At 68.3% G+C, this 24,724-nt stretch carries 17 protein-coding genes; 15 read left to right on the top strand and 2 right to left on the bottom strand.

What is annotated here, in order from left to right; genetic code table 11:
• Nucleotides 1-7 precede the first annotated feature (7 nt).
• From JYA52_RS02325 to JYA52_RS02390, 14 genes are all read left to right on the top strand, one after another.
• Nucleotides 8-184: a hypothetical protein gene (locus tag JYA52_RS02325; protein WP_205651540.1), complete on the top strand. Its 177-nt coding sequence runs from the start codon at nt 8-10 to the stop codon at nt 182-184.
• Between the two features lie 107 nt (nt 185-291).
• Entirely contained in the window at nt 292-3,522 is a 3,231-nt protein-coding gene (locus JYA52_RS02330; RefSeq protein WP_307869284.1) for an eCIS core domain-containing protein, read from the top strand.
• Nucleotides 3,519-4,175, top strand: coding sequence for a hypothetical protein (locus JYA52_RS02335; protein ID WP_205651542.1), 657 nt, complete (start codon nt 3,519-3,521; stop codon nt 4,173-4,175). Before JYA52_RS02330 ends, JYA52_RS02335 begins: the two co-directional genes overlap by 4 nt.
• The gene (locus tag JYA52_RS02340; RefSeq protein WP_205651543.1) at nt 4,172-4,492 is read left to right on the top strand and encodes a hypothetical protein; all 321 of its coding nucleotides are present in this window, start codon (nt 4,172-4,174) and stop codon (nt 4,490-4,492) included. Before JYA52_RS02335 ends, JYA52_RS02340 begins: the two co-directional genes overlap by 4 nt.
• Nucleotides 4,479-5,597 (top strand): hypothetical protein, encoded by a 1,119-nt coding sequence (locus JYA52_RS02345; protein WP_205651544.1) that lies wholly within the window; start codon nt 4,479-4,481, stop codon nt 5,595-5,597. The genes JYA52_RS02340 and JYA52_RS02345 overlap by 14 nt, the downstream gene beginning before the upstream one ends.
• The gene (locus tag JYA52_RS02350; RefSeq protein ID WP_205651545.1) at nt 5,594-6,109 is read left to right on the top strand and encodes a phage baseplate assembly protein V; all 516 of its coding nucleotides are present in this window, start codon (nt 5,594-5,596) and stop codon (nt 6,107-6,109) included. The genes JYA52_RS02345 and JYA52_RS02350 overlap by 4 nt, the downstream gene beginning before the upstream one ends.
• Before the next feature lie 11 nt (nt 6,110-6,120).
• A complete protein-coding gene (locus tag JYA52_RS02355) occupies nt 6,121-6,465 on the top strand; it encodes a hypothetical protein (RefSeq protein ID WP_205651546.1) in 345 nt (114 codons plus the stop codon).
• The gene (locus JYA52_RS02360; RefSeq protein ID WP_205651547.1) at nt 6,462-6,836 is read left to right on the top strand and encodes a GPW/gp25 family protein; all 375 of its coding nucleotides are present in this window, start codon (nt 6,462-6,464) and stop codon (nt 6,834-6,836) included. The genes JYA52_RS02355 and JYA52_RS02360 overlap by 4 nt, the downstream gene beginning before the upstream one ends.
• Nucleotides 6,833-9,343, top strand: coding sequence for a baseplate J/gp47 family protein (locus JYA52_RS22740; protein WP_504739504.1), 2,511 nt, complete (start codon nt 6,833-6,835; stop codon nt 9,341-9,343). Before JYA52_RS02360 ends, JYA52_RS22740 begins: the two co-directional genes overlap by 4 nt.
• Nucleotides 9,340-11,928 carry a baseplate J/gp47 family protein gene (locus JYA52_RS02370; protein WP_205651549.1) on the top strand — a complete coding sequence of 863 codons (2,589 nt, stop codon included), beginning with the start codon at nt 9,340-9,342 and terminating at the stop codon, nt 11,926-11,928. The genes JYA52_RS22740 and JYA52_RS02370 overlap by 4 nt, the downstream gene beginning before the upstream one ends.
• Complete coding sequence (locus tag JYA52_RS02375) at nt 11,925-14,384, top strand: hypothetical protein (RefSeq protein WP_205651550.1); 2,460 nt, start codon at nt 11,925-11,927, stop codon at nt 14,382-14,384. Before JYA52_RS02370 ends, JYA52_RS02375 begins: the two co-directional genes overlap by 4 nt.
• Complete coding sequence (locus JYA52_RS02380; RefSeq protein WP_205651551.1) at nt 14,381-16,909, top strand: hypothetical protein; 2,529 nt, start codon at nt 14,381-14,383, stop codon at nt 16,907-16,909. Before JYA52_RS02375 ends, JYA52_RS02380 begins: the two co-directional genes overlap by 4 nt.
• A gap of 355 nt (nt 16,910-17,264) precedes the next feature.
• On the top strand, nt 17,265-17,444 hold the full coding sequence (locus JYA52_RS02385; protein WP_205651552.1) for a hypothetical protein: 180 nt from the start codon (nt 17,265-17,267) through the stop codon (nt 17,442-17,444).
• Nucleotides 17,441-17,974, top strand: coding sequence for an SLATT domain-containing protein (locus JYA52_RS02390; protein ID WP_205651553.1), 534 nt, complete (start codon nt 17,441-17,443; stop codon nt 17,972-17,974). The genes JYA52_RS02385 and JYA52_RS02390 overlap by 4 nt, the downstream gene beginning before the upstream one ends.
• A 640-nt stretch (nt 17,975-18,614) precedes the next feature.
• Here the strand turns inward: JYA52_RS02390 and JYA52_RS23030 are convergent.
• Together JYA52_RS23030 and JYA52_RS02400 are read right to left on the bottom strand one after the other, a co-directional pair.
• Nucleotides 18,615-18,755, bottom strand: a complete 141-nt coding sequence (locus JYA52_RS23030) for a plasmid pRiA4b ORF-3 family protein (protein WP_372433707.1) — start codon at nt 18,753-18,755, stop codon at nt 18,615-18,617.
• Between the two features lie 1,097 nt (nt 18,756-19,852).
• Nucleotides 19,853-20,569 (bottom strand): CBS domain-containing protein, encoded by a 717-nt coding sequence (locus JYA52_RS02400; protein WP_205651555.1) that lies wholly within the window; start codon nt 20,567-20,569, stop codon nt 19,853-19,855.
• A 1,025-nt stretch (nt 20,570-21,594) separates the two neighbouring features.
• Between JYA52_RS02400 and JYA52_RS02405 the strand changes: the two genes are divergently transcribed.
• Nucleotides 21,595-24,393, top strand: coding sequence for a P-loop NTPase fold protein (locus tag JYA52_RS02405; protein ID WP_205651556.1), 2,799 nt, complete (start codon nt 21,595-21,597; stop codon nt 24,391-24,393).
• Nucleotides 24,394-24,724: the final 331 nt, after the last annotated feature.

The following is a 24,724-nucleotide window of genomic DNA, read 5'->3' on the forward strand; positions in this document are numbered from 1 at the left end:
GCGCGTGGTGGGTGGCTCGACCATCGAGGCCAAGCGCGTCGCCGACGCCCTGCCGGCGGCAATCGAGCGTGCGCTCACCGGTCGTCCGGCCGCCGCGCCCGGACCCGCGGACCTCGTGGCGGACGCGGTCGCCAGCCGGGTCCGCCGCGAGGCGGGCGCCGCCGGTGCGGAGGTGGGTCCGTGAGGCAGTTGGCCCAGGCAGTGCGCCCCGCACCGGTGACCGTGAGGCCGGTGCCGCGCCCGGCGGCCCGCCCGGTCCCGCAGACGGCGGCTCCGGACGCACAGGCGTTCGTGGCGCCACCGGTCGCCTCCGTCGTCGCGGAGGAGGGTCGCCCCCTGCCCGCGCCGTTGCGCTCGGAGATGGAGACAGCGCTCGGCCACGACCTCGGCTCGGTCCGCGTGCACGACGGCGCCGGCTCCGCACGCGCCGCGGCCGAGGCCGGCGCCCGCGCGTTCACGGTCGGCGACCACGTCGGCTTCGGCAGTCCGGGCTTCCACCCCGAGACGCCGGAGGGACGCGGTCTCCTCGCCCACGAGCTGGTCCACGTCCTCCAGGGCGGCGCCCCCGACCACGCGCGCGCCGAGGCGGAGGCTGCCTCGGCCGTCGCGAGCCTTGCCCGCGGCGAGCGGCCCACGCTCACTCGTCACCCCGGGCGGGCCGGCCTGCACCGCGCCCCCACCGACGCCCCGGCGCCGGCAGCCGTACCGGCACCGCCGCCCGCGTCGGCTCCGGGTGCGGCCGCCGCGCCCGCGGTCTCGCCCACGCAGCCTGCCCCCGCCGGGATCCCCGCCGTGCGCCTGCCGGCGGGCATGAGCGTCCTGACCGACACCCCTCCGGGCATCGGCACCACCGAGCTGGTCGTCCAGATGCCCCAGTTCACCCTGCCCCTGGAGAAAGGCGCCGGGCCGTGGGTTCAGCAGGCCTACAACGACGCCGGGACCGGCGGCCGACTGGTGTTCAGCCCCCTCATCGAGGGCGGCTCGGTCGCGGCGTACAAGGAGGGCACGGAGGACTACAAGTCCGTCTGGCTCAACAAGTTCGGGTTCACCAGCACCGCCGCGATGGCCCGGGCTTTCACCTCCTCGACCGATCCCGCCGTCCGCGCCAGCCTCCAGGACCCGGCGGTCCGCGACACCGTCCACCGTCTGCGGACCAACCTGAAGCAGGCCCAGTGCGACATCGACCACATCGTCGAGAAGCAGATCGGCGGGACCTCGATCCCGTCCAACCTGCAGTTGCTCACCAGCAGCAAGAACCAAGCTTCCGGACGGCAGACCTATCAGTCGCTCGTCGCGATCGTGAACGCGATCCGCGCGTCCGATATGCGCGGCCCCAATGTGCGGAACCTGCAGATCCGCCTCCGCGCCGCCACCGTTCCCCAGGGCACCAGCGACCCCAGCTTCGTCATCGAGGACCACCTGCGCGCCGGACGGGTCTTGGGCAGCACCGACGTGCAGACGCGGGCCGCCGGCAAGCCGGTCAGCCTCCGGGCCGGCGGCATGTCGGAGGCCGCGGCGCTGCGCGACACCGGCGACACGGCCCTCGACAGCATGAACCGGCGGCTGGTCCCGGCGATGCGGCTTACCACCTACCGACGAGGTGCCCAAGGTGCCAACAGTGCCCAGGACACCGTCCTGGCCGAGCTCGACAGCCGGGCTATGCGGGCGAGCGGCTCGGGAGCGAGAGTACGCCTCGTGGCCCGGCGCGCGGCGGCCGCCGCCGGTGACGGTCCGCCGGCGGCCACCCAGCCGCCCCAGGGCGCGGCGCCGGAGCCGACCTCCGCGCCGGCCGGCGAGACCCGCGAACTGCGCCTGGAGGACCGCGACCAGCGCCTGAACTTCTTCTATCCCTATCTGAGCCCCGGCCAGCTCACCCAGCTCTCACTCGACGAGCAGGGCAACCTCAGCGGCACCGGCTTCATCACGCCGACGATCCCGATCTTCAGGCGTCTCGACGTCACGTTCAGCCGCGACACCCTCGCTCTTGTCGCCCCGCTCGACAAGGACAAGCTCCGGTCGCCGTTCCCGGCCGGGTTCCGCTTCACCGGCGGCGAGCTCGCGTTGCAGCTGTCCCCCGAGCTGGTCCCGCGCGGAAGCCTCACTTTCTCTGTCGGACCCGCCGCCCAACCGCTGATCAACGGTGCGCTCTCGGTGACGATGACCGGCGGCGTGCTGATCGCCAGCGGCGACCTCACCCCTGCGCGACCGATCCCCGGCATCAGCTCGGCCTCGGGCAACGTCACTTGGCGCTCGGACACCGGATGGCAGGGGGCGATCCGGGCCACCTCGTCGTCGATCCCCCACAGCACGGCCGACCTCGAGCTCGGGTTCCGCACCGAGGGTGAACAGTTCGCCCCGTACGCGCGGGGCGGGCTGGTCAGCCAGGTGCGCAACACTCAGATAGGCCTCACCGCCTCGTGGCGCGGTGGCCCGGTGAGCTACCGCGGCCACACCATCATCGAGAATCCGCTGCCCCTGGTGGAGCGGATCCGCCTGGACGGGACGTACGGCGAGCGGGGACTGCACCTGCACGGCAATGCGCCGATCCGCTGGCGCAACATCGAGTCGACCATCGACCTCAACTACGACCAGCGTCCCGACCAGACCGAGGGCCGCTTCTCGGGCACCGCCACCTTCGCGATCCGCACGCCGAAGGCCGAGGGCACCGCGACGCTCGCCTACGACGACCGGGGGCGGTTCACCGGCCGCGGGACGGTCGCCTACCAAGTGACTCCCAGCCTGCGGCCCCAGCTGGGCATCGAGCTGACCGCCGACCGCCGCGTGAAGCTGACCGGCGAGGTGCGGCTCAACGACATCGAGCTGAGCCGGCGGTGGCCCTCGGCCGAGGGAGGTCAGCTCTCGATCATCAGTGGCCTCGGGGTGAAGTTCAGCATCCCGACGCCGGTCCCGGCCGTCACCGCGTACGGCGAGATCCGGGGCTCGCTCGGCCTCGGGTACGGCGTGGGGCCGATCATGCTGCGCGGCGTCATCTTCTCCGGCGAGCTCTACCCGTTCGAGGACGACCCGCAGGTCCGGGCGCGGCTCCGCGGCAGCTTCGTCGTCCCGGCGTACGCCGAGCTGTACGGCACCTTCGGCGCCTACATTGGCCTCGAGGTGGCTCTGGGCGCCGTTGGCGCCAAGGGCGGGGTCGAGATCACCCCCCGGCTCCGGATCAGTGGCGAGGGCGGGATCGCCGTGGACGCGGTCTATGACTCGGGCGGCTTCAGCTTCGCCGCCGAGGCCTACGCGTCCGGGCAGCTCACCGCGTCGGCGACGGTCAACCTGGTGGCCGACCTGTACGCGGCGTACGGCCTCTTCTCGCACCGGTGGACCTATCAGGCAGCCTCGGTCAGCGCCCAGATCGGCCCGACCGTCCGCCTCACGATCGGCCGGATCGCCATGTCGAAGACCGGGGAGATGACCTGGCCCAGCCTGTCGCAGGTCCGGATGGAGCCTCAGAACATCGACCCGCTCGCGGTCGTCCGCGACATGCTGCGCCGAGGGGAGACCCGGGAGACATGACCACGTTCCCGCGATCTCCCCGCACGCTGCGCGGCGGCTTCATCGTGATGGACGCCGGCGGCCTCGCCGTGCGTCGCACCGTGCCTTTCCAGTACAACCCCGACACCCTCACCAGGTCCCTGGCGCCACGCGGTGCGACTGCGGACGCTGGCGACCGGCTCGAGCCGACCCGCCTGGTCGGTCCGCCCGCAGAGACGATGAAGCTCGAGATCGCCCTCGACGCCACCGACCGGCTCGAGAAGCCGGCCCAGAACACCACGACCGCGGCCGAGGGCATCGCCGCCGACCTCGCCGAACTGGAGACGATGGTGTCGCCGACCGTGGCGGACCTGGAGGCCGCCGAGGCACTCACCAGCCGGGGAACCCTGGAGATCCTGCCGCTGCCCTCGCCGCTCCTCCTTCTGGTGCTCGGCGCCAACCGCGTGGTGCCGGTGCGGATCACCGAGTTCGCGGTCACCGAGGAGGCCTTCGACACCAAGCTCAACCCGGTGCTGGCGCGCGTGAGCCTGGGCCTGCGGGTGATGACCACCGACGACCTGCCGTTCGGGTCGAAAGGCGCCGCGCTCTACCTCACCGCGGCCCGGCGGCGCGAGCGGCTCGCGGCACGCCGCGGCGCCGGCGTCCAGGCCCTCGGACTGACGAGGGCGCCATGAGCACGCCGTTCCCTCCCTCGAGCCGCTACGCGCACGTCCCAGTACTGACCCGCACCCTGGCCGACGGGACCGTGGTCCGCTACCTCGCCCGCAGGATGCTGCCGCCCGCTGAACGCTTCCAGCCCCTGGAGATGGTCCGTCTCGACGGCACCGAGCGCCCCGACACCCTGGCCGCCGACGCCTACGGCGACCCGCTCCTCTGGTGGCGGATCGTGGACGCCAGCGGCGAGGCAGACCCTCGCGACCTGACCGGGACCGAGGGCCGGCTGGTCTTGATCCCCCTGCCCCTGGAGATCACCGACGATGGCCGCGCTTAGCTCCGTGACGCTGTCGGTCCAGATCGGGCCGATCGCGGTCTCCCCCGCCCCGGCCGCGGTGATCGACGCGATCGACGGCGCCACCGTGACGCACGCGGTCGGAGCACGGTCCGGGTTCCAGCTCAGCCTGACCTACTCCAAGACCTCCCCCATCGCGCGGACCCTGCTGCCGTCGGGCTTCTTCGACCCGATGGTGCGGGTGATGCTGGTCGCCACCCTGCGCGGCGTCTCCACCGTGCTCGCCGACGGCCCGATCAAGCGGCAGGACGTCACCGCGACGACCCACCCCGGCCAGTACCGGCTGGTGCTCACCGGCGAGGACGTCTCCGGCTACATGGACCTCCTGGACCTCACAGGTCTGCCGTACCCAGCCATGCCGCCCTTCGCCCGGGTCGCCCTGATGCTCGCCAAGTACGCCCCGCTCGGCGTCGTGCCCGTCACGATTCCCGCTCCGTTCGCGGCGACCGAGAACCCCGTCGAGGGCTTTCACCACCAGCAGGGCACCGACCTGGAGTACGCCACGAAGCTCGCCCGCGAGGCCGGCTACGACTTCCACGTCTCCCCCGGACCGGTGCCCGGGGCGAACACGGCGTACTGGGGGCCGCCGGTCCGGGTCGGCCTGGTGCAACCGGCCCTGAGCATCGACCTCGACCACGCCTCAAACATCGACAGCATGAGCTTCTCGGCCGACGGCAACGCGGCCGTCCTGCCCTATGGCTTCGTCAAGGTCGCCGGCTTCTCGGTGCCGGTCCCGGTGCCGGACCTCGGCATCCTCAAGCCGCCGCTTTCGGCGCGCCCCCTCATGCCCACGAAGACCAAGCAGCTGGAGTCCGAACGCATGAAGCTCCCCGACGTGATGATGGGCCTACTCGCCGGCCGCGGCGGCACCGACCCCGTGACCGCCACCGGCTCCATGGACCTCACCCGCTACGGCCGGCCGCTGGCAGCGCGCTCGCTGGTCGGCGTCCGCGGCGCCGGCAACGCCCACGACGGCCTGTGGTTCGTCAAGTCCGTCACGCACACCCTCGGCCGGGGAAAGTGGAAGCAGAGCTTCCAGCTCTCCCGCGACGGCCTGGGCTCGCTCGTCTCGACGGTGACGCTGTGACGGCGGGACCGGCGTACTTCGGGAAGTACCGCGCGACGGTGCTCTCCACGACCGACCCGATGGTCCAGGGTCGGATCATGGTCCAGCTGGCCGACCGGTACGGACCGTTCCCGTCCACCTGGGCACTGCCTGCAGTGCCGTTCGCCGGCAAGGGCATGGGCGGGGTCGTGGCCCTGCCCCAGGTCGGCAGCATGGTGTGGGTCGAGTTCGAGGCCGGCGACCCGGACTACCCGATCTGGAGTGGCGGCTTCTGGCCGGACGCCGCCGGCTTCCCGGTCCTCGCACTGGCGGGTGCCACCCCGCTGGCACCCAATATCCACTTCCAGACGACCACCGGGGTCTCCGTGACCCTGTCGGACCTGCCGGCCAAGCAGGTGCAGGTGATGACACCGACCGGGGCCATGCTGGTAATCGGCGCCAGCGGCATCACGATCAGCAACGGTCAGGGCGCCTCGATCGTCATGTCCGGACCCTCCGTGGTCATCAATGGCGGCGCGCTGGTCGTGACCTGAGACGAGACGATATGCCCGGACCTGTCCTCCACGCCAGCGCCACCGTCAGCTGCCCGCACGGTGCGCCACTCACCATCGTGCCGTCGGCACCACGCGTCACCGTCTCGGGACTGCCGGTGGCGGTGCTCACCGACCAGGGCATGGTCGCCGGCTGCCCCTTCAACGTCCCGGTGGTGGCCGGGACCAAGCCGCAGCCCTGTGTCAGCACGCGCTGGATGCTCGGCGCCACGCGCGTCACGTCCGGTGGGCAACCGGTGCTGATCAACCCAGTGGGGGCGCTCTGCCTCTCGGCCGAGCAGATCCCCGGCGGTCCCCCGACGGTCTCCTCCAGCCAGACCCGGGTGGTGGCGACATGAGCCGGATCTCGTTCCCCTTCGGCCCGACCCCGCTCGGACGCTCGGCGGTGGTCGACTACGGCAGCGACGCCCACGTCCGGCAGCTCCTGGAGCTGCTCATCTTCACAGTGCCGGGCGAGCGAGTGATGCGTCCCGAGCTCGGCAGCCCGGTGCGGCAGATGGTCTTCGGTCCGCTCGGTGGCCCCGCGTCGCTCGCCTTGGAGGCGGCGCTCCAGGCCACAGTGCAGCAGTGGCTCGGCCACGTGCTTACCCTCGTCGACCTGACCGTCACGGTGTTCGACGAGGACGCGGCGCTCGAGGTGTCGCTGACCTACGAGACCGTCCGCACCCGCTCGACCGGCCAGGTGCGCGTCCGCAAGGACCTCACATGAGCACCCGCTACATCTGCTGCGACGAGCGCCGCCGCGCCCTGCTGGCTGATCCCGCCGCCCCGACTGGCATCTCCGGCATCGACTACCTGGAGGTCCAGCAGGGCAACCCCGTCTCGAACCCGACGGTGATCACGCTCGTGCTGGTGAAGCCGCTCACGCTGCCGGCGGCCCAACTCGCGGGGGACAACATCCGGATCACCGGAGGCGTGCGCTTTCCCGCCCCCCAGGTCGACCCCACCGTGAAGGCTCTTCCCGGGGCGGGCACGGTGTCGTCGTACGAGGTGACGATCCCGGGCGGCCAACAGACGGACTTCTCGACTTACCGGCTCGAGGTGGTCGCCGGGCCGGGTCAGACCGACCCTCCCGCGTTCCTCGACCCGCACCTGGCCTCGGTCGAGTTCACCTTCAAGATCGACTGTGGCAGCGAGCTCGACTGTGCCGAGCCGTCGCGACCGGCCGGGACAGAGCAGGCGGACGACCCCGAGTTCGACTACCTCGCGCGCGACTGGGAGGGCTTCCGTCGGCTGATGCTGGACCGGTTGGCCGTGCTGGTGCCCGGGTTCCGCGAGGACGACGCCGTGGACCTGACCACGACTGTCATCGAGGCACTGGCCTACCGCCTGGACCAGCAGAGCTACCGCGTCGACTGGACCACGACCGAGGCGTTCCTCGACACCGCCCGCAGTCGCACGTCCCTGGTACGGCACGCCCGCCTCGTCGACTACGCACCGGCCGAGGGCATCAGCGCACGCACCTTCGTGAGCCTGGGCTTCCGGGCGTCGGCGGCGTTCCCGGACGGCCAGCTGCTGCCGGCGCACACCCCGGTGCTGCCCCGGCAGGCCGAGCTCCCGACCGCTGTGACCGCGCCCGAGTACGCCACCTGGCTGCGCGCCACCCCGGACCTGCCGGTCGTGTTCGAGACGCTCGCGCCGATAGGTCTGTGGCAGTGGCGGTCCCGGATCGCCCTCCACACGTGGGGCGACGAGGAGTGCTGCGTGCCCCGCGGAGCGACGGGCCTCACGCTGGTGGACGACAGCGGGGGCGGTCCCGGCGAGCTCCGCGCGGGCGACTTGCTCCTGGTCGAGGAGATCGCCTCCCCCGACACCGGTGAGGGGGCAGATGCCGATCCACGGCACCGGTTCGTCGTCCGGCTCACCTCCGTGAGCCCCACCCACGACGTCCTCTTCCCCGCTCTCTCGCTGGTCGAGGTGGGCTGGGACGACGCCGATGCCCTGCCCTTCGACCTCGTCGTCTCACGCCGCGTGCAGGGACCGAGCGGGCCACCGGTCCGGGTCGTCTGCGGGGCGGTCCGCGGCAACATCGTCCTGGCCGAGCACGGCGTCAGCCTCCCCCCGGTGGCGTCCCTGGGCCTCACGCCCGCGAGCACGGCCGACCTGTCGCCCAGGCTGGACCCGCCGTCACCAGAGCCCGGCAGCCGCTGGCAGCCACGCGTCCGGGCGCCGGGCCCGCTGGCCCGGGTCTCCCCCCACGGCCCCGCCGACCTACCACAGGTGACGGCGACCGCACTGCTGGCGGACACCGGAGGGCCCCCGGCGATTAGCCTGCGGGACGCCTTCTCCACGTGGACGGCGCGCACCGACCTGCTGGCCAGCGGTGCCTTCGGCCGCGACTTCGTGGTCGAGACCGACGCCACCGGCGCACCGACGCTCCGCTTCGGCGACGGGATCCACGGGCTCGGCCCGACGGTGCGCGCCGTACTCGGGGTCGAGGGCCGGTTCGGCTGCGGCACCGCCGGCAACCTGGGCGCCGACGCTCTGGGCCACGTCGTCGTGCCGGCCGCCCTCGAGCAGCTGCCCGTTCAGAACGTCTCCAACCCCCTGCCCGGGCACGGGGGTGCCGCACCCGAGAGCGCTGCCGTCGTGCGGGCGGTCGCCCCGGAGGCCTTCCGTCACCCGCAGCGGGCCGTCACGGCCGACGATTACGCGGTCGCTGCGCGCGAGCACCCTGACGTGTCCAACGCGATGGCCGTCGCACGATGGACCGGCGCCTGGCAGACGGTCGTCGTCCACGTCGACCGAGCAGGCGGGCGTCCGGTCGACGCTGCGTTCCGGACGTCGCTGATGGCTCACCTCGAGACCTACCGGCTCGCCGGCTTCGACGTGGCGGTGAGGGCGGCGAAGCTGGTCCCGCTCGACGTGGAGCTCTCGGTCTGTGCGCTCCCGGGTGAGATCCGCGGCCAGGTCGGACAGCGGGTCCGGGCGGCGCTCACGCCGGTGGGATCCGACGGCGGCTACGGCTTCTTCCATCCCGACCGGTTCACCTTCGGCACACCGCTCTACCTCTCGGCCCTGATCGCCGCGGTGATGGCGGTGCCGGGTGTCCAGAGCGTCACGCCGATCGTCTTCCAACGGTTCGCCCGGCTCTCGCAGGGCGAGCTCGGCCTCGGCCTCATCAAGCCGGATGCCACCGAGGTGCTCGAGCTGCGGGACGACCCGAGCTTCCCCGAGCGCGGGCGGCTGCGGATCACGATGGGAGGTGGCCGATGACCGGCGAGGCAGGCTGCGGGTGCGGGACCGGTACGACGTGCGGCTGCGACGAGGCGACACCGGCCGTCCAACTGCCCGGCGACCCGGCGGCGTTCGCGCACCACGCGATCCTGGAGCGAATGCTCGATCACGTGGCGCACGCCGAGGTCGACGCGCATCGACCGCTCCTCGGATGGACGACCCGTGCGCTGGACGATCCGGGTATCGCGCTCCTCTCAGCGCAGGCCGGCGCGGCGCACGTGATCGCTTGGAACCTCCACCGCCAGCACGCCGACACGACACTGACCCGCAGCGGCGACGCCGAGGCCCTTCAGCTCCTCACCCGGCTTCTCGGCCACCGCAGGCGCCCAGCGCTGGCGGCCACCACGGTACTGTCGTTCGCGGTCTCGGAGATCGACGGCGCGCCCACCCGGGCCACCGTCCCCGCGGGGACCAAGGTCAGCACGATCCCCGAGCCCGGGGAGAAGCCCCAGGTGTTCGAGACCGACGCGGACCTCGACGCCTGCCGGGCCTGGAACAGCCTCAGCCCTGTGCGCGCACCCCAGCCCCAGACCGTCGCGACCACCACGACGTCGCTGCTCGTCACCGGCGTCGGCCATGCCGTCCGCACAGGTGACCACGTCCTGACCTGGCAGGGCGAGGCCGGCTCTCAGACGACCTGGGTGCTCTTTCGGGTCAATGCCGTCGCCACCGACGACGACGCACAGGTCCCGACCACGACCCTCATCGTGTCCGGGGGTCGCACGTGTGCCGCGGACAGCTACGTGACGTCCGGCGCCGCCCAGGGGACGGTCGTCCTGCTCGGCGACCGGGCCATGCCGTTCGGGGCAACGGCCCCCGACATCAGCTTCATGCCGGAGTCGGTACGGATTGCCAAGGGAAGCCCGGCGACGGCAGCCGCCACGGCTTGGAAGGACTTCACCGCCTTCAAGGACACGAAGGTGGACCTCGATACCGTCCACGCTGCTGCCGCTGCAGGTCGGGTTGCACTGCTGGACGGGTCGAGCTCCGTCCTGACGCGCATCACGGCGGCGGTCGACACGGCCCGCAGCGATTTCGGCCTGTCCGCTCGGTGCACCCGACTCACTCTCGCGCGGACCAGCGCGGGAGGCATCGACCTGGCCGTGTCGCCGCTGAAGGAGTTGGACTCCGAGGTACGGACCCTGTCCATCTACCTCGAGACCGGACGGCTCAGCCTCGTCGTGCCGCTGGCCGACCCGGAGCTGCCGGTGACCGGCACCGCACCCGCGCAGCACCCCGCGCTCCCGGCGACGGCTCAGGCGGACCGGTTCTACGTCCTCGGCACCCACGAGCTGCCGCCCGGGCGACGCGTGGTCCTCAGCGGCGTCGACACCACGACCGGGGCGGTGGCGACGGAGCCGGCCGTGGTCGCGAAGGCGACAGCGGTGACCGGAAGCGGAGTGACCGCGACTCTGCTGCAGCTGGAGGGCACGCTGCAGCGCAGGTTCCGTGCGTCAACCCTGTCTGTGCTGGCCAACTGCACGGTCGCCTCCCAGGCGGAGTCGGCTCCGCCGATCCCTGCCGCACCGGGCGTCGAGCCGGGGGTCGAGATCCTCGGGTCGGGCGACCCAGGCGTCGCGCTGCCCCGGTACCCCCTGAGGCGTCCGCGGCTCGCCTACCTCCCGGCCGCCGGCCCCGCCGGCTTCGCGCCCGCGATCCAGGTGAGCGTGGACGGCCGGGCCTTCCACCTCGTCGACACACTCCCGGGCGACAACCCGACGAGCCGCGACTTCCGCGTGCTGGCCCGGGGCGACGACAGCGCCGAGGTCCAGTTCGGCGGCCGGCTGCCCTCGGGGATCGGCAACGTCACCGCCCGGTACCGCACCGGAGGCGGGGCGGCCGGCAACCTCGTCGCCGGACGGTTGGTGCAGTCATTGACGCCCGTGACCGGTGTCAGCACCGTGACGAACCCCGTTCCGGCCGAGGGCGGCAGCGACGCAGAGACCGACGCCGAGATGCGCGAGACGGCGCCCCGGGCCATCCGCACGCTCGGGCGAGCCGTCGCCCTCAGCGACTTCGCGGCGTTCGCCGAGGGCTACCGCGGCGTGGGACGTGCTGACGCCACCGAGATTCGCCTCAACCGGGCCCGCACAATCGTCGTCACGATCGCGACGACGACCTTCGCGCCCCCGGCGCCCGGCTCCGACCTGATCACCGAACTGGGCGACGCGATCCTGGCCGCCGCTCCCCCGGGCACCAAGGTCCTTGTTGCCGGCTTCATCGACCTGGCCATGTCGGTCGGCGTGGCGTTCGCCCATGACCCGACGTACCGGCGCCCGGACGTCGAGGACCGGGTGCGGGCCGCGCTGCTGGCGCAGTTCGGGGCCGCCGGCCGACCCTTCGCACGGGCTGTCCACCGCTCCGAAATCCTGGCCTTCGTCCAGAACGTCGAGGGCGTCGTGGCCGCCCGCCTCGTCTCGTTCTCCGCGACCGGGGTCGTCGAGGACGCCCAGGGCCGGCTGCCCTGTCCCGGACCCGAGGCGCCGAGCACCGGTTTCATGCCTGCGCGCCGCCTGTCGCTTGCCGCGGCCGGGATCCTCCCGTTCCAGGAGCTGACGCCATGAGCACCACACCGGACGTGTCGCCGAGCCGGGTCGCCGAGGTGGGCGCGGAGCTGTACGACCTCCTGCCAGCGCACGTGCGGCAGGTCGATCTGGCCACTGGCAGCGCGCTTCGGTCCCTGCTCGGGGTGCTCGCCCGCTCCAGCACCGAGCTCGACGTCGAGCTCGAGGCCTACTACGACGCCCTGTTCGTCGAGACCGCCGATGCGGCCAGCCTGCCCGGACTGGCAGCTCTGGTGGCCGCGATCCCGCTGCAACCCATGCCACCGGGAGCGGCGCTCGACCAGCGGGCGTACGTCGCCAACACCGTCCGCTACCGACGCGGCAAGGGCACCGCCCGGGTCCTGGAGGCCCTGGCGCGCGACGTGTCCGGCGACGGGGCCGCTGCGGTGGAGTACTTCCTCCGCGTGGCCCGTCTGCAGCACCTGCTGGACGTCCGGCCCGAGCGGCCGGCGACGGGATCGCTGGTCGACGGAGACACGCACGCCCGCGCCGGCGCCTTCCAGGACCGGCTGCCACGGCTGCTCGACGTCCGGGACGTCGTGGCGACCCATGCCCACCCGTCGGGGCGGTTCGGGATCCTCTCGGTCGGGGTGCACCTGCTGCGTCCGGTCGTCCCGGTGTTCCCGGCCCCACCGGTCGGGACCGCCTTGGCGGCCAGCGACGTGTCGGGCGTGCCGCAGGCCCAGACCTGGCCGGTAGCCGGCGGCACGACCGGCCACTTCCAGCTGGCCGCCCAGCCCGGCGCCCCGCTCCGCCTCTTCGCCCCGGACCGGGTCGCCGATGCCGCCGGTGCGCGGCCGGAGGGACGCGACCTCGCCGACCGGCTGCGCCGGCTGCCGCTGCACCGCGAGACCGACGAGCTGCGGCGGGCCGCCGTCGAGGGGCGTGCGCCACGGCTCACGGGTCGTCCGTGGTTCGACGCGAGCGGCCTGCCATTCCGGGTCTTCGTTCGGCGTGCCGGCGAGACAACGTTCGCCGCCGTACCACCCGCGCAGCTGCGGATCGCCAACCTGGAGACCAAGCCGTCGGCCAGACCGCCCGCCACCCTGCCGGTCATCTGGTACCAGCAGGGCGCGACCCAGGCGACCCGCACGACCGACTCGGCTCCGATCACCTGCGCCGTCGACCCGGTCACCGGGCGCGTCGTCACTGCCCTGCCCGCCCCCGGCACCCCGGACGTGACCGAGGTCAGGGTCGCTTATGCGACCGGCCACGGCCGTCCGGTCGGAGCCGGGGCGCAGGAGCGCGGCGCCGCCGACCAGCCCTTCGAGATCCGCGACGACGGTCCGGTGACCGACCTGATATGGGTGGTCGACCCGTCGCGGCCGACCGGCGGCTCGGCGCAGACCTCCAGCCGGACCGTGTCCAGCCTGGCCGCCGCTCTCGCCGAGGTCGCCGCAGCCGGCGCGAACCGCCGCAGCTTCGTCATCCTGGCTCGGTGCGACGTCGAGTCGGTGTCGGCGGCGGCCGGGACGCTCGACATCGAGGTGCCGGCGGAGTCCGAGGTGCACCTGGTGGCCGCCGAGTGGCGCATCCCGGTGGCCGCGCCCGGCGTCCCGGGCGACCCCGCGCTCCGCGGCTTCGTCGTACGCCGGGAGCGAAGGTTCACCGTCGAGGGCACGGTCCGGGTGCAGCGTGGCTCGGGACCGGACACGGCCGAGGCCGGTCGGCTGGTGGTGGACGGCCTCGAGATCACCGGTGGGATGAGGCTGGCGGTCCGCTCGGTCTCCCACCTCGAACTTCGGCACACCACCCTCCGGTCCCCTGGCGCGGCGGCCCTGACCGCAACCGGGCAGCTCACCGACGTCACCGTCGAGATCACCCGCACGATGTGCGGGCCGATCCGCCTCGGCTCCTCGGCCATCCCGGTGACCGGCGACCTCACCCTGTGTGACTCAGTCGTCGCGTCCGACGGCATCGCCACCGGAGACACGTTGGCCGCACCCGGCCTGGACTGCTGCCTGCGCAACGTCACCGTCCTCGGCAGCTCGCAGCTCCGGGAGCTGACCGCCACCAACGTGCTGTTCGCCGCCCCGTTGACCGTCTCCCGTCGCCAGTCCGGCTGCGTGCGCTTCAGCTTCGTCCCCGATGGCTCGGCCGCCCCGCGGCTCTACCGTTGCCAGCCCCAGCTGGCGCTCGCAGCAGCCCGCCAGGCGAAGGGCGCGCCGCTGTCCGTCAGCGAGGCACAGCGGGTCCGGCTCTCCGTCGAGCCGGTCCTCCTGGATCGCTCGCTCGACGAGCCGACGGTGGCGATGCTCCACGAGCTCTGCCCGGACGCGATTCGGCTGGGCGGTGAGGACGAGGCCGAGATGGGCGCCTTCGCGGTCGCCGCCCACGGCATCGCCCGCGCCAACCTCGTGTCGCTCTTCGATGACTTCGTCCCATCGGCTCTCAGGGCCGGAGTCATCGACGACACCCGCTCGGCCACTGTCGCACAACGGAGGAACACGCCATGACGATCCGCAACGACGCCACCCGTCAGACCATCCGCGCCGCCGACCGGCGCGCGGCCCGAGCCGTCGTACCCCGGCAGGGCCAGGCCCTGCTCGACGCCGACCTCGACCAGCAAGCCCGGCACACACTCACCCGGATCGAGGCCGAGACGGCCGACACCCTGGGCTCTCCGGGCCGGTTCGTCGTCCCGGCCGGGTCCACCGCGTTCGCGATCACCGTGGCTGCGACTCCGCCGGCCTGCGGCATCGGCGGCGGCCGCGGCTACCTCGGCGGCTGGCTGCTGGAGAACCCTTCCGCGTGCACGCTCGGCACCCAGCCGCACCCGCGGACCGACGCCGCTGTGGTCGGACCCGTCGCGATGGTGGTCAAGGCGCTGGTCCGCCACGTCGACCCGGTCGAGGAGACGGCGTACGCCGACCCGGCGCTGGGTGACGCCCAGGCGGCGGGGCGGTCCCTGGTCGACTGGCAGGTCTTCCCCTTCTCGCCCAGCGGTGCCTGGGCGTCGCCCGGCTGCGCCACGATCACCGGCCAGGCCGACTGGCAGCGCCTGGTCGCGCCGTCGACCGGCACCCTCGCCGTCGTACCGGACGCCGCGCCACCCTCGACCGACCCCTGCAGCCTGGCGCCGGCCGGCGGCTACTCGCGCAGCGACAACATCTGCTTCCGCATCGAGGTCGACGGCGGCACCGCCCGCAACGATTTCCCGAACGTCGACGGTCCGCGGTTCGGGCTGGCCGGACTTCGGGTGAAGATGTCGCGACGCAACGCCTCGCTGATGGTGCGAATCAAGGGTGTCAGCGGCACCGACGTCACCGTCGAACCACCGGCGCTGGACCCCCACAACTGGTTCGCCGCCGGCATGTACGCCGAGCTGGTCACGGCGCACGACGACGTGGACCCCCGCGCGGCGATCGCGAGCACGCGGATGTTCCAGGTGGCCACCGCGAGCGACAGCGTGGTGACCCTGGCCTCGACCGCGGCCGCCACACTCGCCACCCTGACGGGCACCTGGTATCTCCGGCTCTGGGACGCCTTCCCCCACGGGTCCGGGACCCAGACCGTCACGACCACCGCCACGGCCCCAGACGTGTCGCAGGACATCGACCTCGGTGACGGCGTCAAGGTTCGCTTGGGGGCCGGTAGCGGCGGGGCCGCGGCCACGACCTTCCGCCGGGGCGACCACTGGACCTTCGCCGGTCGCTCCGACGGCACCATCGACTGGCCGGCAGGCAGTCCCCAGGAGCTGCCGCACGGCCCCGACACGCGCTACGCCCCGCTCGCGGTACTCAACGGCGCGAGCCCCTTCGAGGACTGCCGGATCCCCGCGGCGTCCCTGACCGACCGCAGCCTGTTCTTCCGAGGTGGCGACGGCCAGGCCGTGATGGTCCCGCCCGGCAGCGGCTTCGTCGCCCTGCCCTCGCCGCTGCGGGTAGCGGTGATGCGTGGCCGGACGCCGGTCGCCGGCGCGAGGCTCCGGTGGAACACTCCCGCCGCGCCGGTGTCGCCGCCGTCCCAGATCAACGGTCAGGCCGTGTCCACCGCCGCCGTGGTCGACGTGACCACTGGCACCGACGGCGTCTGCGAGGTTCAGTGGAGCGTCGACAGCGCCACGTCCGCGTCCGCCCAGCGGGTCCAGGTCACACTGCTCGACGGCAGCGGCAACTCGGAGGGTGCGCCCCTGGTGTTCACGAGCCAGTTCTCGACCGCCGCCAACACCAGCTACCAGCCCGGCGCCTGCAAGGTGCTGAACAACTCGACGACCGTCCAGGAGGCGCTCGACGAGCTGTGCGCCAACCTGGGCCAAGGGCCGGAGGAGGAGCCCGAGACGCTCAGCATCACGTCGATCGTTCTCCTCGGTGACCAGACCGTAGACACGCTCCTGGAGAAGGAGCTCATCCTCAACGGCAAGGAAGTCGAGTACGACGCTTTCCTTGACAGCATCGTCATCGGAGTCTCCGGCAACGCGCTCGAGTGCACCCCGGAGCCGTGGGACCCGATCGTCGAGGTGGAGCTTGACCTTCCCTACCCGACGACCGACCCGGACCGCTGGTACTGGGGCAAGGCCAGCATCGACCCCAGTCGGGGCGATGGCATCCGGGGATTCTTCGGCTTCCAGCGGATGCGCCTCGCCGGCGAGGTGTTCACGAAAGTGCGAGCACGCAGCCCTCGCGACCGCAACATCGAGCGCCTCGAGCGCGGCCTGACGTGGACGCCAAGCAGCAGGGCCCGGAGGTTCCTCGAGACGGCACCCCAGCACCGGTTCGGCTACGCCCCCGCCGTACTCGACGAGCAGATGAAGGAACTGGAGTGGGAGTTCGAGGAGGAGCCCCGGATTCTCTGCCGGCTCCGCGTCCGCTCGGCACACGTGTGGGCCAAGGGAGAACGGTCCGAGCGCGCTTGGCTGAACGCCGAGCACCTAGGCACCTCCGACGGACTCACCGCACGCGAGTTGTTGCTCGGCGAGCGCGACCCGCAACGGGCTGCCGACTTGGACGTGTTCTTCTATCTGCGAATGCCGCGTGGGTGACCGGATGAAACGTCTCGGGGCGGTGGAGCCCAATGTCGTACGCCTGAGCCAACCCACGGGCCCGCTCTCCGATGTGACCTTCACGAGGTCCTTCTTGCTCTCGAGCTGCTCCCACGAGAACGTGACCTCGTCCGCCGTGGGAGACCTCGATCCCGTAGAAGTCCGCCAACTCCGTGGTCTGCACGTTGAAGATGAACTGGCAGTAGCCGTTGGTGTAGTGGAATCCGGGGAACCCGGCGATCGGCCCCGAGTGGTGCCACTCCCGCTTGATCAGGTAGCCGCCCATCAAGGTGCCGCTCCCGATCACGCGCCCGCCCTGCAGCAAAGGGGCGCGACCCTGTCGAGGACGTTCCGCGTGTTGATCGGAGTCCGAAGTGCCGAGGAGCTCGCGGGGTCGAACGTCGAAACACTCACTCCTGCCGCCCGCGCTGCGGGCGTCAAGTCGGAGGAAGTGCGCCACCGCCACCTGCATTCCCTGGCCTTCCTCGTCAGCAAGCTCGCCAGGACGTGGGCCGTGCCGGGGCGATCGGGATGAAACCCGCGAGTGGAGCGAGGGTCCCGGACCGCGGGAAGCCGACGGACGGCGGTACTCCGCCGGAGCCGTTCTGGGTGAAGGCGGAGTGGCGAGAGGTCCTTCCCGACACAGTTCTCGCCCATCACGCGTTTCGGCTCAGAGGCAAGCAGAGCTGTGAAAGGTGGTGGAGGTACCAGCACATCGCTCTGCTCGTCATCACCGCGTCCATCCCAGTCGTAGCGGCAGCGAACGGCCCCCTGGTCGTCCTCGCCGCCCTCGGCGCCATGGCCACCTTCCTCGCAGGCGTCGGCGATCTGTTCAATTGGCGCGACAACTTCATTCGCGAGAATCGTTCGCTGATGCAGATCCAGCGCGAGCTGGTCCTGTGGAAGGCAGGGCGTCCGCCCTACCGGAGCCTCAAGGTTGCTCCGGCGGACTCGATACCAGAGGACACCGCGGAACTCCTCGTCAGGGTGGAGGAGATCGTCCAGACCGAAGGAGAGGGCTGGGCGACCTCGGTCGCACATGCTGATGACGAGAGGATCGACTAGACGGTATGGATTGACCGCCTCGTGTGGGTGGTTGCGGGCCGGGGCCTCTCTCGCGCAGATTCGTGGTTATCGGACAGCCAACGGCGCCTCGCCCTTCCGGGCCACATCAATAACATCCTGGCGGAACTCCGCCCCATACGGCGTGGGCATCGTCAACATCCTTCCACGAGCACAAGCTCGCTAGATCAAGGAATCAACAAAACCGGGGGCAGTCCCCCGGCTGCCAGCTATGATCAGTCCTAAGACCTGTTCCTGTCTAAGGTCGTGGTTGATTTCCGCTAGGTTCAGGAACTCTGGATCGAACGGCGCGTCGGTACCTGGTTACCTCCGCTAGCCATCTCGAGACCGTGCTCGTGGTCGTCGTGGGAATGGGTTAGCCAGCGTGTCCAAGATCTGCTCGTAGCCGGGCATCCCTCCGGAATCTCCGAGCAGACCGCTTCGGGCGCCGTCGAGGATTCGCGCTGGCGGATCGGTTGGGCTCACGGCGCCGCCGGATGATTAGACCGAGCCGGTGCAGCCAGTTGGCCCCTAAGGGCGTATTCGTAGAACGTCGTGCCCTCGTCAGCTTTACAAGATCACCAAGGGAGCATTCCTCTTTTGGAGGATCCGTCGGGGAGTCGCAGAACTCGGCGGGGAACCACTATGGGGCTCCGAGACCCTCCGTCCACGGGCTTAAGCCGTCCGTAGGGTCGGCAGCCGTGTACCGGTGAAGATGCTCGTCACACCATCCAAAGGCCGTTTGAAGGATCCGAGTCAGGTGCATGTCGCTTACCAGCTCCACACTCCGCCATACAAGCCCCAAGAGATGTAGGACGCAACCTCACCGCCCGGAGTCGGTGATGCAGCACATGCAGATTCTTCCTCCTTGGCCAGTAATCCGGGAGAATCTCGCAGCCATGCTTCGGTGATCCTCCAAGCCTGGCTCTGCCCGGTTGGAATGGGCGGGACTGCAGTATCGACGGCGTAGAGTCCGGGGTTGAAAGGCGGGTAGTTTGGTGGTTCTGGCTGGGTTCTGCCGTTGACACACTGGTCTTTCCCGTCCACTTTGACTGTCATTTTCCGCAACTCTCGTGTCCGAGCGAACGAATGATGCGCGCGCTGTGATTCAACAAGCACTGCTGAGAGGATGAAGAGAACGGTTAGCCAGATGAGTGCCAACAGCGGGTGATAGCCGTAACCGATGAGCCACCAGTGCGCGTGCCGAAGAACCCGAATCCGCCCCTTCGACTTTTGCCTTCAGCGGCGAACCGGTAGCTATACGCCGGATGGTTGGTTCGGAGTTTGAAGGGACGTTGGCCACGTTCGCATTCGATCAGTCCCATTAGGTCACCTGGTTCCCCCACCGGCAATAGCCCTGCTTGCTGAATTTCCAGACACCCCGCAGGGCCGGTCCGGGAGAGGCCTGTGATTCAGGCTGCATATCTGACCCGTTCAGGCAGTGTCTCAATATGATCCAACCAGCCGTCCCCCAGGCCCAGCTGCGCCACCACCGCGAATGACTATGTGAAGCGAGCGTCCAGCTTTGGGTGCCCATCTTTCGGATGCGTCTCCAAGCCACCGAGGAGGCAGTGACACACCGGCCCATTCAGGAAGGTAGGAAACCAGGGCGTACTTTATTGGGGCGCGAACTCCGGGGGACACGTGCGTGACGGTTATTCCGGCACTGTCGGCCCTCACAGAGCCGGCCAATGCCACACCTATTCAAAGAGAACATACGATGCATCAGTGGTGCGACCGTCCCCTGAAGAGGTTGCAACTCTGTCCGGGGCCGGGGGCAGCATGGGCGTCTGATTTGATTACGGACATAACGAACACCCCGGCCGAGGCTGAGAAACGGGGACGAATTGCCTCTTCTTGAATTCCCAGCGGGCGGCGGTCTCATAGGTCCGCAGCGAGATCGGTGTTAGTAAGCCAGCCGATGACGGGGTTCTTCCTCGCCCCTCCAGCAGTCACAAAGACGTCGTGGCATTCTGGAATTGAACTCATTGTCCTGCGCGCCTCCGCAATAACGGCGTTGGGTCCTACGACGCCAATAGCTTTGATGCGTCTTTCTAATGTCGGGTTCAGCAGCAGTTCATGGATCGTTTGCGTTAGCGCCTCCGGCGCCTCGTACGTCTCCAGAGTTGCAGCGAATGCGTCAATGGTTGATTTGTGGACGACAAAGGTGACGGCACCCGATTCGTCGAGGATCGGAATGCGGGAGACGCCAGCTGAAACCATCCTCGTGTAAAGGTCAGCAAGTGGCACAGACTCTGCCGGTGTCGACGCCGGCAAATTATGGGAAATTATTCGTGCCTTGGGAATCATTACCTCGGAGACCGGCGTTGTGGGCTTGAGTCCAAGCAGGCGTTGGGTGCTCTCCGTGGCTGCTACGAGATTTTCCCGTGCGAAGTAGAACGCCAGAATTGTTCCCACCCACGTGCCAAACAAGGGGAGGATCGAAGCGAATACGAGCCGTGCCATCTCTGGCCGATTGGCATCGCTGGCTAGCCATATTGCTACACCCGACACAATAATAATGCCAGCGATGCCAAAAATTAGGACGTTTCGTGCCAGGTCGTCTCGTGTCTTGGCCAGTCCGTGGAGCGCGGCCATCCTAGGAATCCGCCTGACAGCTGGTGTTCGCGTTCACGCTCGATCGTTCCTTCCGTTAGTTGAATACTCATCTTTTGCACATCTGCCAGAAATTTTGGAGCCAATATCTCTGCGGACCTTTAAGTGTGGCGAGTATTCGCACTCTAGTTTGTATGCGTTACTCGGGCGTTACGCGCCTGACGGGAGCCAGTGGAGATTGGACCTATTTGCACTGCCGGAACCGCGCTGGCCCGGCACCGGATCTCATTGTATTTCTTGAGATGAAACGGTCTCACCGACGTTAATTAGGACGCCCCCGGAATTACCCCGCCATCTGCCCAGGACATATGCGGGCGCGGTCGCGTTCAGCGCACGCGACGCATACTGGAACAGCAGCAGCGATCGGCGCGCTACTCACGAGTAGGTCCCTCAGAGAATGGGGTCCTCGAACGCAGAGGATTATGCTGTTGATGCGGCCGTATGGGTTCCGCTTCATGAAGGGAGACCCGATGCAGTCGAGACGGGTTGGCGATTGTTCGGGAGGATATTACCCAATCGCACTTGTACAGGCCATTCCCCCCGACACTCCCCCAAGGTCCTCCAGAAACATTTAAGAGAATGACACACGAATTTGTACTGTGAACGTCCCTGACCTGTCGGCACGGAGCAAAACGCAACCCGAGAACCGTCACTTGGCATTGCAGACGGCCCGTACCTCCAAACGGCAGGAGCCTTCTAGGGCAGACGGCCAGTAACGCACGGATAACGGCAGCGATTTAAAGTCAGTTCCAGGGGGAATTGACCGAGGCCCGTTCATTACCTTCGTTGACAAACTCTGGAAAGTGAACCTGGAACGATGGGCCGGCGGGGAATGTGCGTTATAACCATCACGGAAGTCGGCCGTCCATTCTGCATCGCCGAGGTAGCGTCTGGCCACAATAAGCTGAACGCGGCAACTAGTGCAGAAGCATGGAGCGGCCTGATTTTGAACGGATGGCACGGCCGAACGGGGGCGTGCCGGCAGCGACACGTGCCGGGATGTTGCCATGCTGCTTCCGCTGCAACTCGGGAGCGAAGTCTTAGATAAAAACAATCTCATTGGAGGGGCAGTGTTGTCCGAAGCCTCTGAAATGCGTTGGTCCCCATCCGTACAAAAGGCCTTAGAGTGGGCGACTGGTTGCGCGGTGCAGCGGGGCGGAGAGCCCACTGTTACCGCGAACGAACTTTTCGTAGGGCTCCTACTAGCACATCCCGATTCAAAAGGAGAAGTTTGGCAGTTCCTAGACTATTTTGGTCTCACCGCACGAGATCTCCTTCCCGACGACTACCCCATTATCGACAGCAAGGTCTTGCATGAGGCCGCCAATGTCGCACGCGCGCCCGAGCCCGACGATTTGGATGCCGAAGTAACGTCAATCTTGTATGCCGCCGACAGCCGGGCAGGGGGCATGCCACAAGTTCTACACGTTCTGGGCGAACTTCTTTCGCTGGACCAGTGGCAGGAGCGGCTACAACCCGGGCTGACACGGTTCGGCATCGATGCGAGCGAGTTGGTGCGCGAATTCAATGACATCATTCCCTCTCCAGATAGCGCTGGCTCCAGCTCGAAGTTCAAAACTCCTGAAGAGATCAATCTGTTGAGCCCTAATCCGGCAGGCGAGCAGATTGGAAAATGGCTCTCACAAAAATTCCCAAGGCGACCAGCGACATTGGGTTCCTTTTCCAACGACATGCCTGACCCAAGGGCCGACTTCATCGGAGTAAGTGAAGAGGCTGACGCCTTCGCGTACCTGATTGCGTCAAAGACGCTGGTACCACCGCTGGCAATCGGCCTGTTTGGAGATTGGGGCAGCGGCAAAAGCTTCCTGATGGCAAAAATCCGACAGCGAGTTAGCCAGCTAACAAGCCTGGCGGCGACGGGCGATAACTCCACATCGAAGGAGATCTGGACGAAGATCCTAGCGATCGATTTCAACGCATGGCAGTATGTCGAGACGGACCTGTGGGCCGCATTGCTGTCCCGCATTTTTGACGAGCTTACGCCGCAGGCTCGGCGGAAACTAACAGAGCTAAACCGTCAGCAGCAAGAGCAGCGCGCACTGCGCGACGAGAACTTTGGTGAGCAGCTTCGCGCGGAGACGGCGGTCGCCAATCTCCTAACAGCGAAGGTAAACCAAGAGCACGATGCACGCGTGGCGGCTGATTCGCTGGAGCGCGTCAAGCAGAAGGTGACTGCCCTGCAGGACGCCGCAATGCGAACGTCCTACGACGCACACGCTCGTTCGGCCGCGACCGCGGCGATGGTAGGTGGGCTTGGATCCCTTCTAGGGCCCCAAGTCACTAATGCCGTTGAACAAGCGCGCCGGCTCAAAGCCGCAGCCGACACTCCTGCTTGGCGTCAAAGCAAATTCTGGAGTCTGAGCCGCATCCTGGGTGTCAGCCTCACGTTGTTCATTATTCCCGTTGTCGTATTTGTCCTTGACCTGCGTGGGTTCAGTTTGCCCTCAGCGCTGTCCATCGCTCTAGGTGCCGGTGCGGCCTTACTCGTCGCATTCTTGCGCGCGACTGCTGTCTTCGCCGAGGGGCAGCAAACGGCCGCCCTCGATGCCGCTGCGAAAGTGGAGCGGGAAATGTCGAGCCACGTCAGGAAGGCCGAAGAACACCTGGCATCCAAACAGAAAGAGATTGAAGCCACGCGCAAAAAAATCAGCGAAGAACGGCAGAAGGCTGCTGGTGCGGCGGCAAGAGGCCTCGACCTCGCCACAATACGCGCCCGTCTCAACCCTGGGACGGTTTATGCCAACTTCTTGTCCGGCCGGTACACCAGCGATGATTACCGCAAGAGGCTAGGGATCGTAACTACTATCAGCGATGATCTGGAAACGCTGTCGAGCCTCATCGCAGAATACAACAACAGCCCCATGGCCCATCAACCCGATGGTCCACCCAACCGTATCGTCCTCTACATTGACGACCTCGACCGCTGCCCTCCCCAACGGGTCGTCGAGGTACTCGAAGCCGTCCATCTGTTGTTGGCATTCCCTTTGTTCGTTGTCGTCGTCGCCGTCGACACGCGGTGGCTAAAGGCCGCTCTGTCACGGGCAGTGCCCATCCTTCAAGAAAAGGCAGATTCAGCCATCCATGCTCCAACCCCTACGGACTATCTAGAGAAGATCTTCCAGATCCCGTTCTGGGTCGAGCATCTCGACGAGGCCGGCCGCCATCGGCTCGTGCGAGGTCTCCTTCTTCCGTCAGTCGCTCAGTCGAACGCTAGCCGTCCGCCCTCGCAGAATAGCCTCACCTCACTGCAGGTTGGTCCGGACGAGGAGGGGGTCGCCAGGACGATGCTGGCGGTGCACGGACCTTGGCTCGACAGGGAAGCACAGAATTTCTCGATCACGGCTGGCGAATTGGCTTTCATCGAGGCGCTGAACCCTCTTATTTCTGGCACGCCAAGGCAGGTCAAGCGATTCGTTAATGTGTGCAAGTTGCTGTTAGCCATGTCGCCGCCCTTGGACGGCGGTGCTGTTCTGCCTACAGAGCGCACTGCCGCTTGTTTCATGGCAGCGCTACACCAGTCGATGCCAGACTTTGCAGAGCATCTCGCGGCCGAGGCGACCTCCTCGATACCCGGTGCGACCCTCGAGACAATTTTGTCTGACCCTAGCCTTCAGGGCTCGGAGATAGAGGTTCATCGGCAGCGCGTCCAGGAGTGGCTTGCGGGTTCGTCTGCCTCATTCCAGCCGATTGCCGAACGGTTTGGCTCGGCCCACGCCTCGATGATCCTTAAGAGGTGGGAAGTCATCAAGCGGATGCGCTTTGAGGACACCGAGAGGATTCGTTAAAGCGTGTTATCGCCCGGATGTCGTCGCGGGGATCGGAAGAGGATTCTCAGGGGGAAGCGTCTCTCGCCGAAAGACACTGCCCCGACCTGCAATATTAGGGCGATCAGGCGAAGGAGGCCGAAGGTATCGTTGCCGTTGACCAGTTTTCCGGTGCAGGATGAGTTCCGTTTGTTGGCACCCGGTTCAAATGGCCTTTTGATTAGTACTCAAGCAGTTTGAAGCTCCTGACTTGGCGTCGCGGCTCCACCAATCAGACCCTAATGCTTTGCTACCAAGCTTTCACCAAGAACTTCCGGTTATCGGGCTGGTCGACGATGAAGAGGGGGTTCGC

It is taken from the genome of Arthrobacter pascens (assembly GCF_017052465.1).
GTDB classification, from domain to species: Bacteria; Actinomycetota; Actinomycetes; order Actinomycetales; family Micrococcaceae; genus Arthrobacter; species Arthrobacter pascens.

What these genes read in the sequence shown, in the direction of transcription:
- JYA52_RS02380 (WP_205651551.1), top strand. Translation starts at nt 14,381, where the DNA reads ATGACGATCCGCAACGACGCCACCCGTCAGACCATCCGCGCCGCCGAC.
- JYA52_RS02370 (WP_205651549.1), top strand. Translation starts at nt 9,340, where the DNA reads ATGACCGGCGAGGCAGGCTGCGGGTGCGGGACCGGTACGACGTGCGGC.
- JYA52_RS02375 (WP_205651550.1), top strand. Translation starts at nt 11,925, where the DNA reads ATGAGCACCACACCGGACGTGTCGCCGAGCCGGGTCGCCGAGGTGGGC.
- JYA52_RS22740 (WP_504739504.1), top strand. Translation starts at nt 6,833, where the DNA reads ATGAGCACCCGCTACATCTGCTGCGACGAGCGCCGCCGCGCCCTGCTG.
- JYA52_RS02335 (WP_205651542.1), top strand. Translation starts at nt 3,519, where the DNA reads ATGACCACGTTCCCGCGATCTCCCCGCACGCTGCGCGGCGGCTTCATC.
- JYA52_RS02355 (WP_205651546.1), top strand. Translation starts at nt 6,121, where the DNA reads ATGCCCGGACCTGTCCTCCACGCCAGCGCCACCGTCAGCTGCCCGCAC.
- JYA52_RS02390 (WP_205651553.1), top strand. Translation starts at nt 17,441, where the DNA reads ATGAAACCCGCGAGTGGAGCGAGGGTCCCGGACCGCGGGAAGCCGACG.
- JYA52_RS02405 (WP_205651556.1), top strand. Translation starts at nt 21,595, where the DNA reads ATGCTGCTTCCGCTGCAACTCGGGAGCGAAGTCTTAGATAAAAACAAT.
- JYA52_RS02360 (WP_205651547.1), top strand. Translation starts at nt 6,462, where the DNA reads ATGAGCCGGATCTCGTTCCCCTTCGGCCCGACCCCGCTCGGACGCTCG.
- JYA52_RS02400 (WP_205651555.1), bottom strand. Translation starts at nt 20,569, where the DNA reads ATGGCCGCGCTCCACGGACTGGCCAAGACACGAGACGACCTGGCACGA.
- JYA52_RS02345 (WP_205651544.1), top strand. Translation starts at nt 4,479, where the DNA reads ATGGCCGCGCTTAGCTCCGTGACGCTGTCGGTCCAGATCGGGCCGATC.
- JYA52_RS02340 (WP_205651543.1), top strand. Translation starts at nt 4,172, where the DNA reads ATGAGCACGCCGTTCCCTCCCTCGAGCCGCTACGCGCACGTCCCAGTA.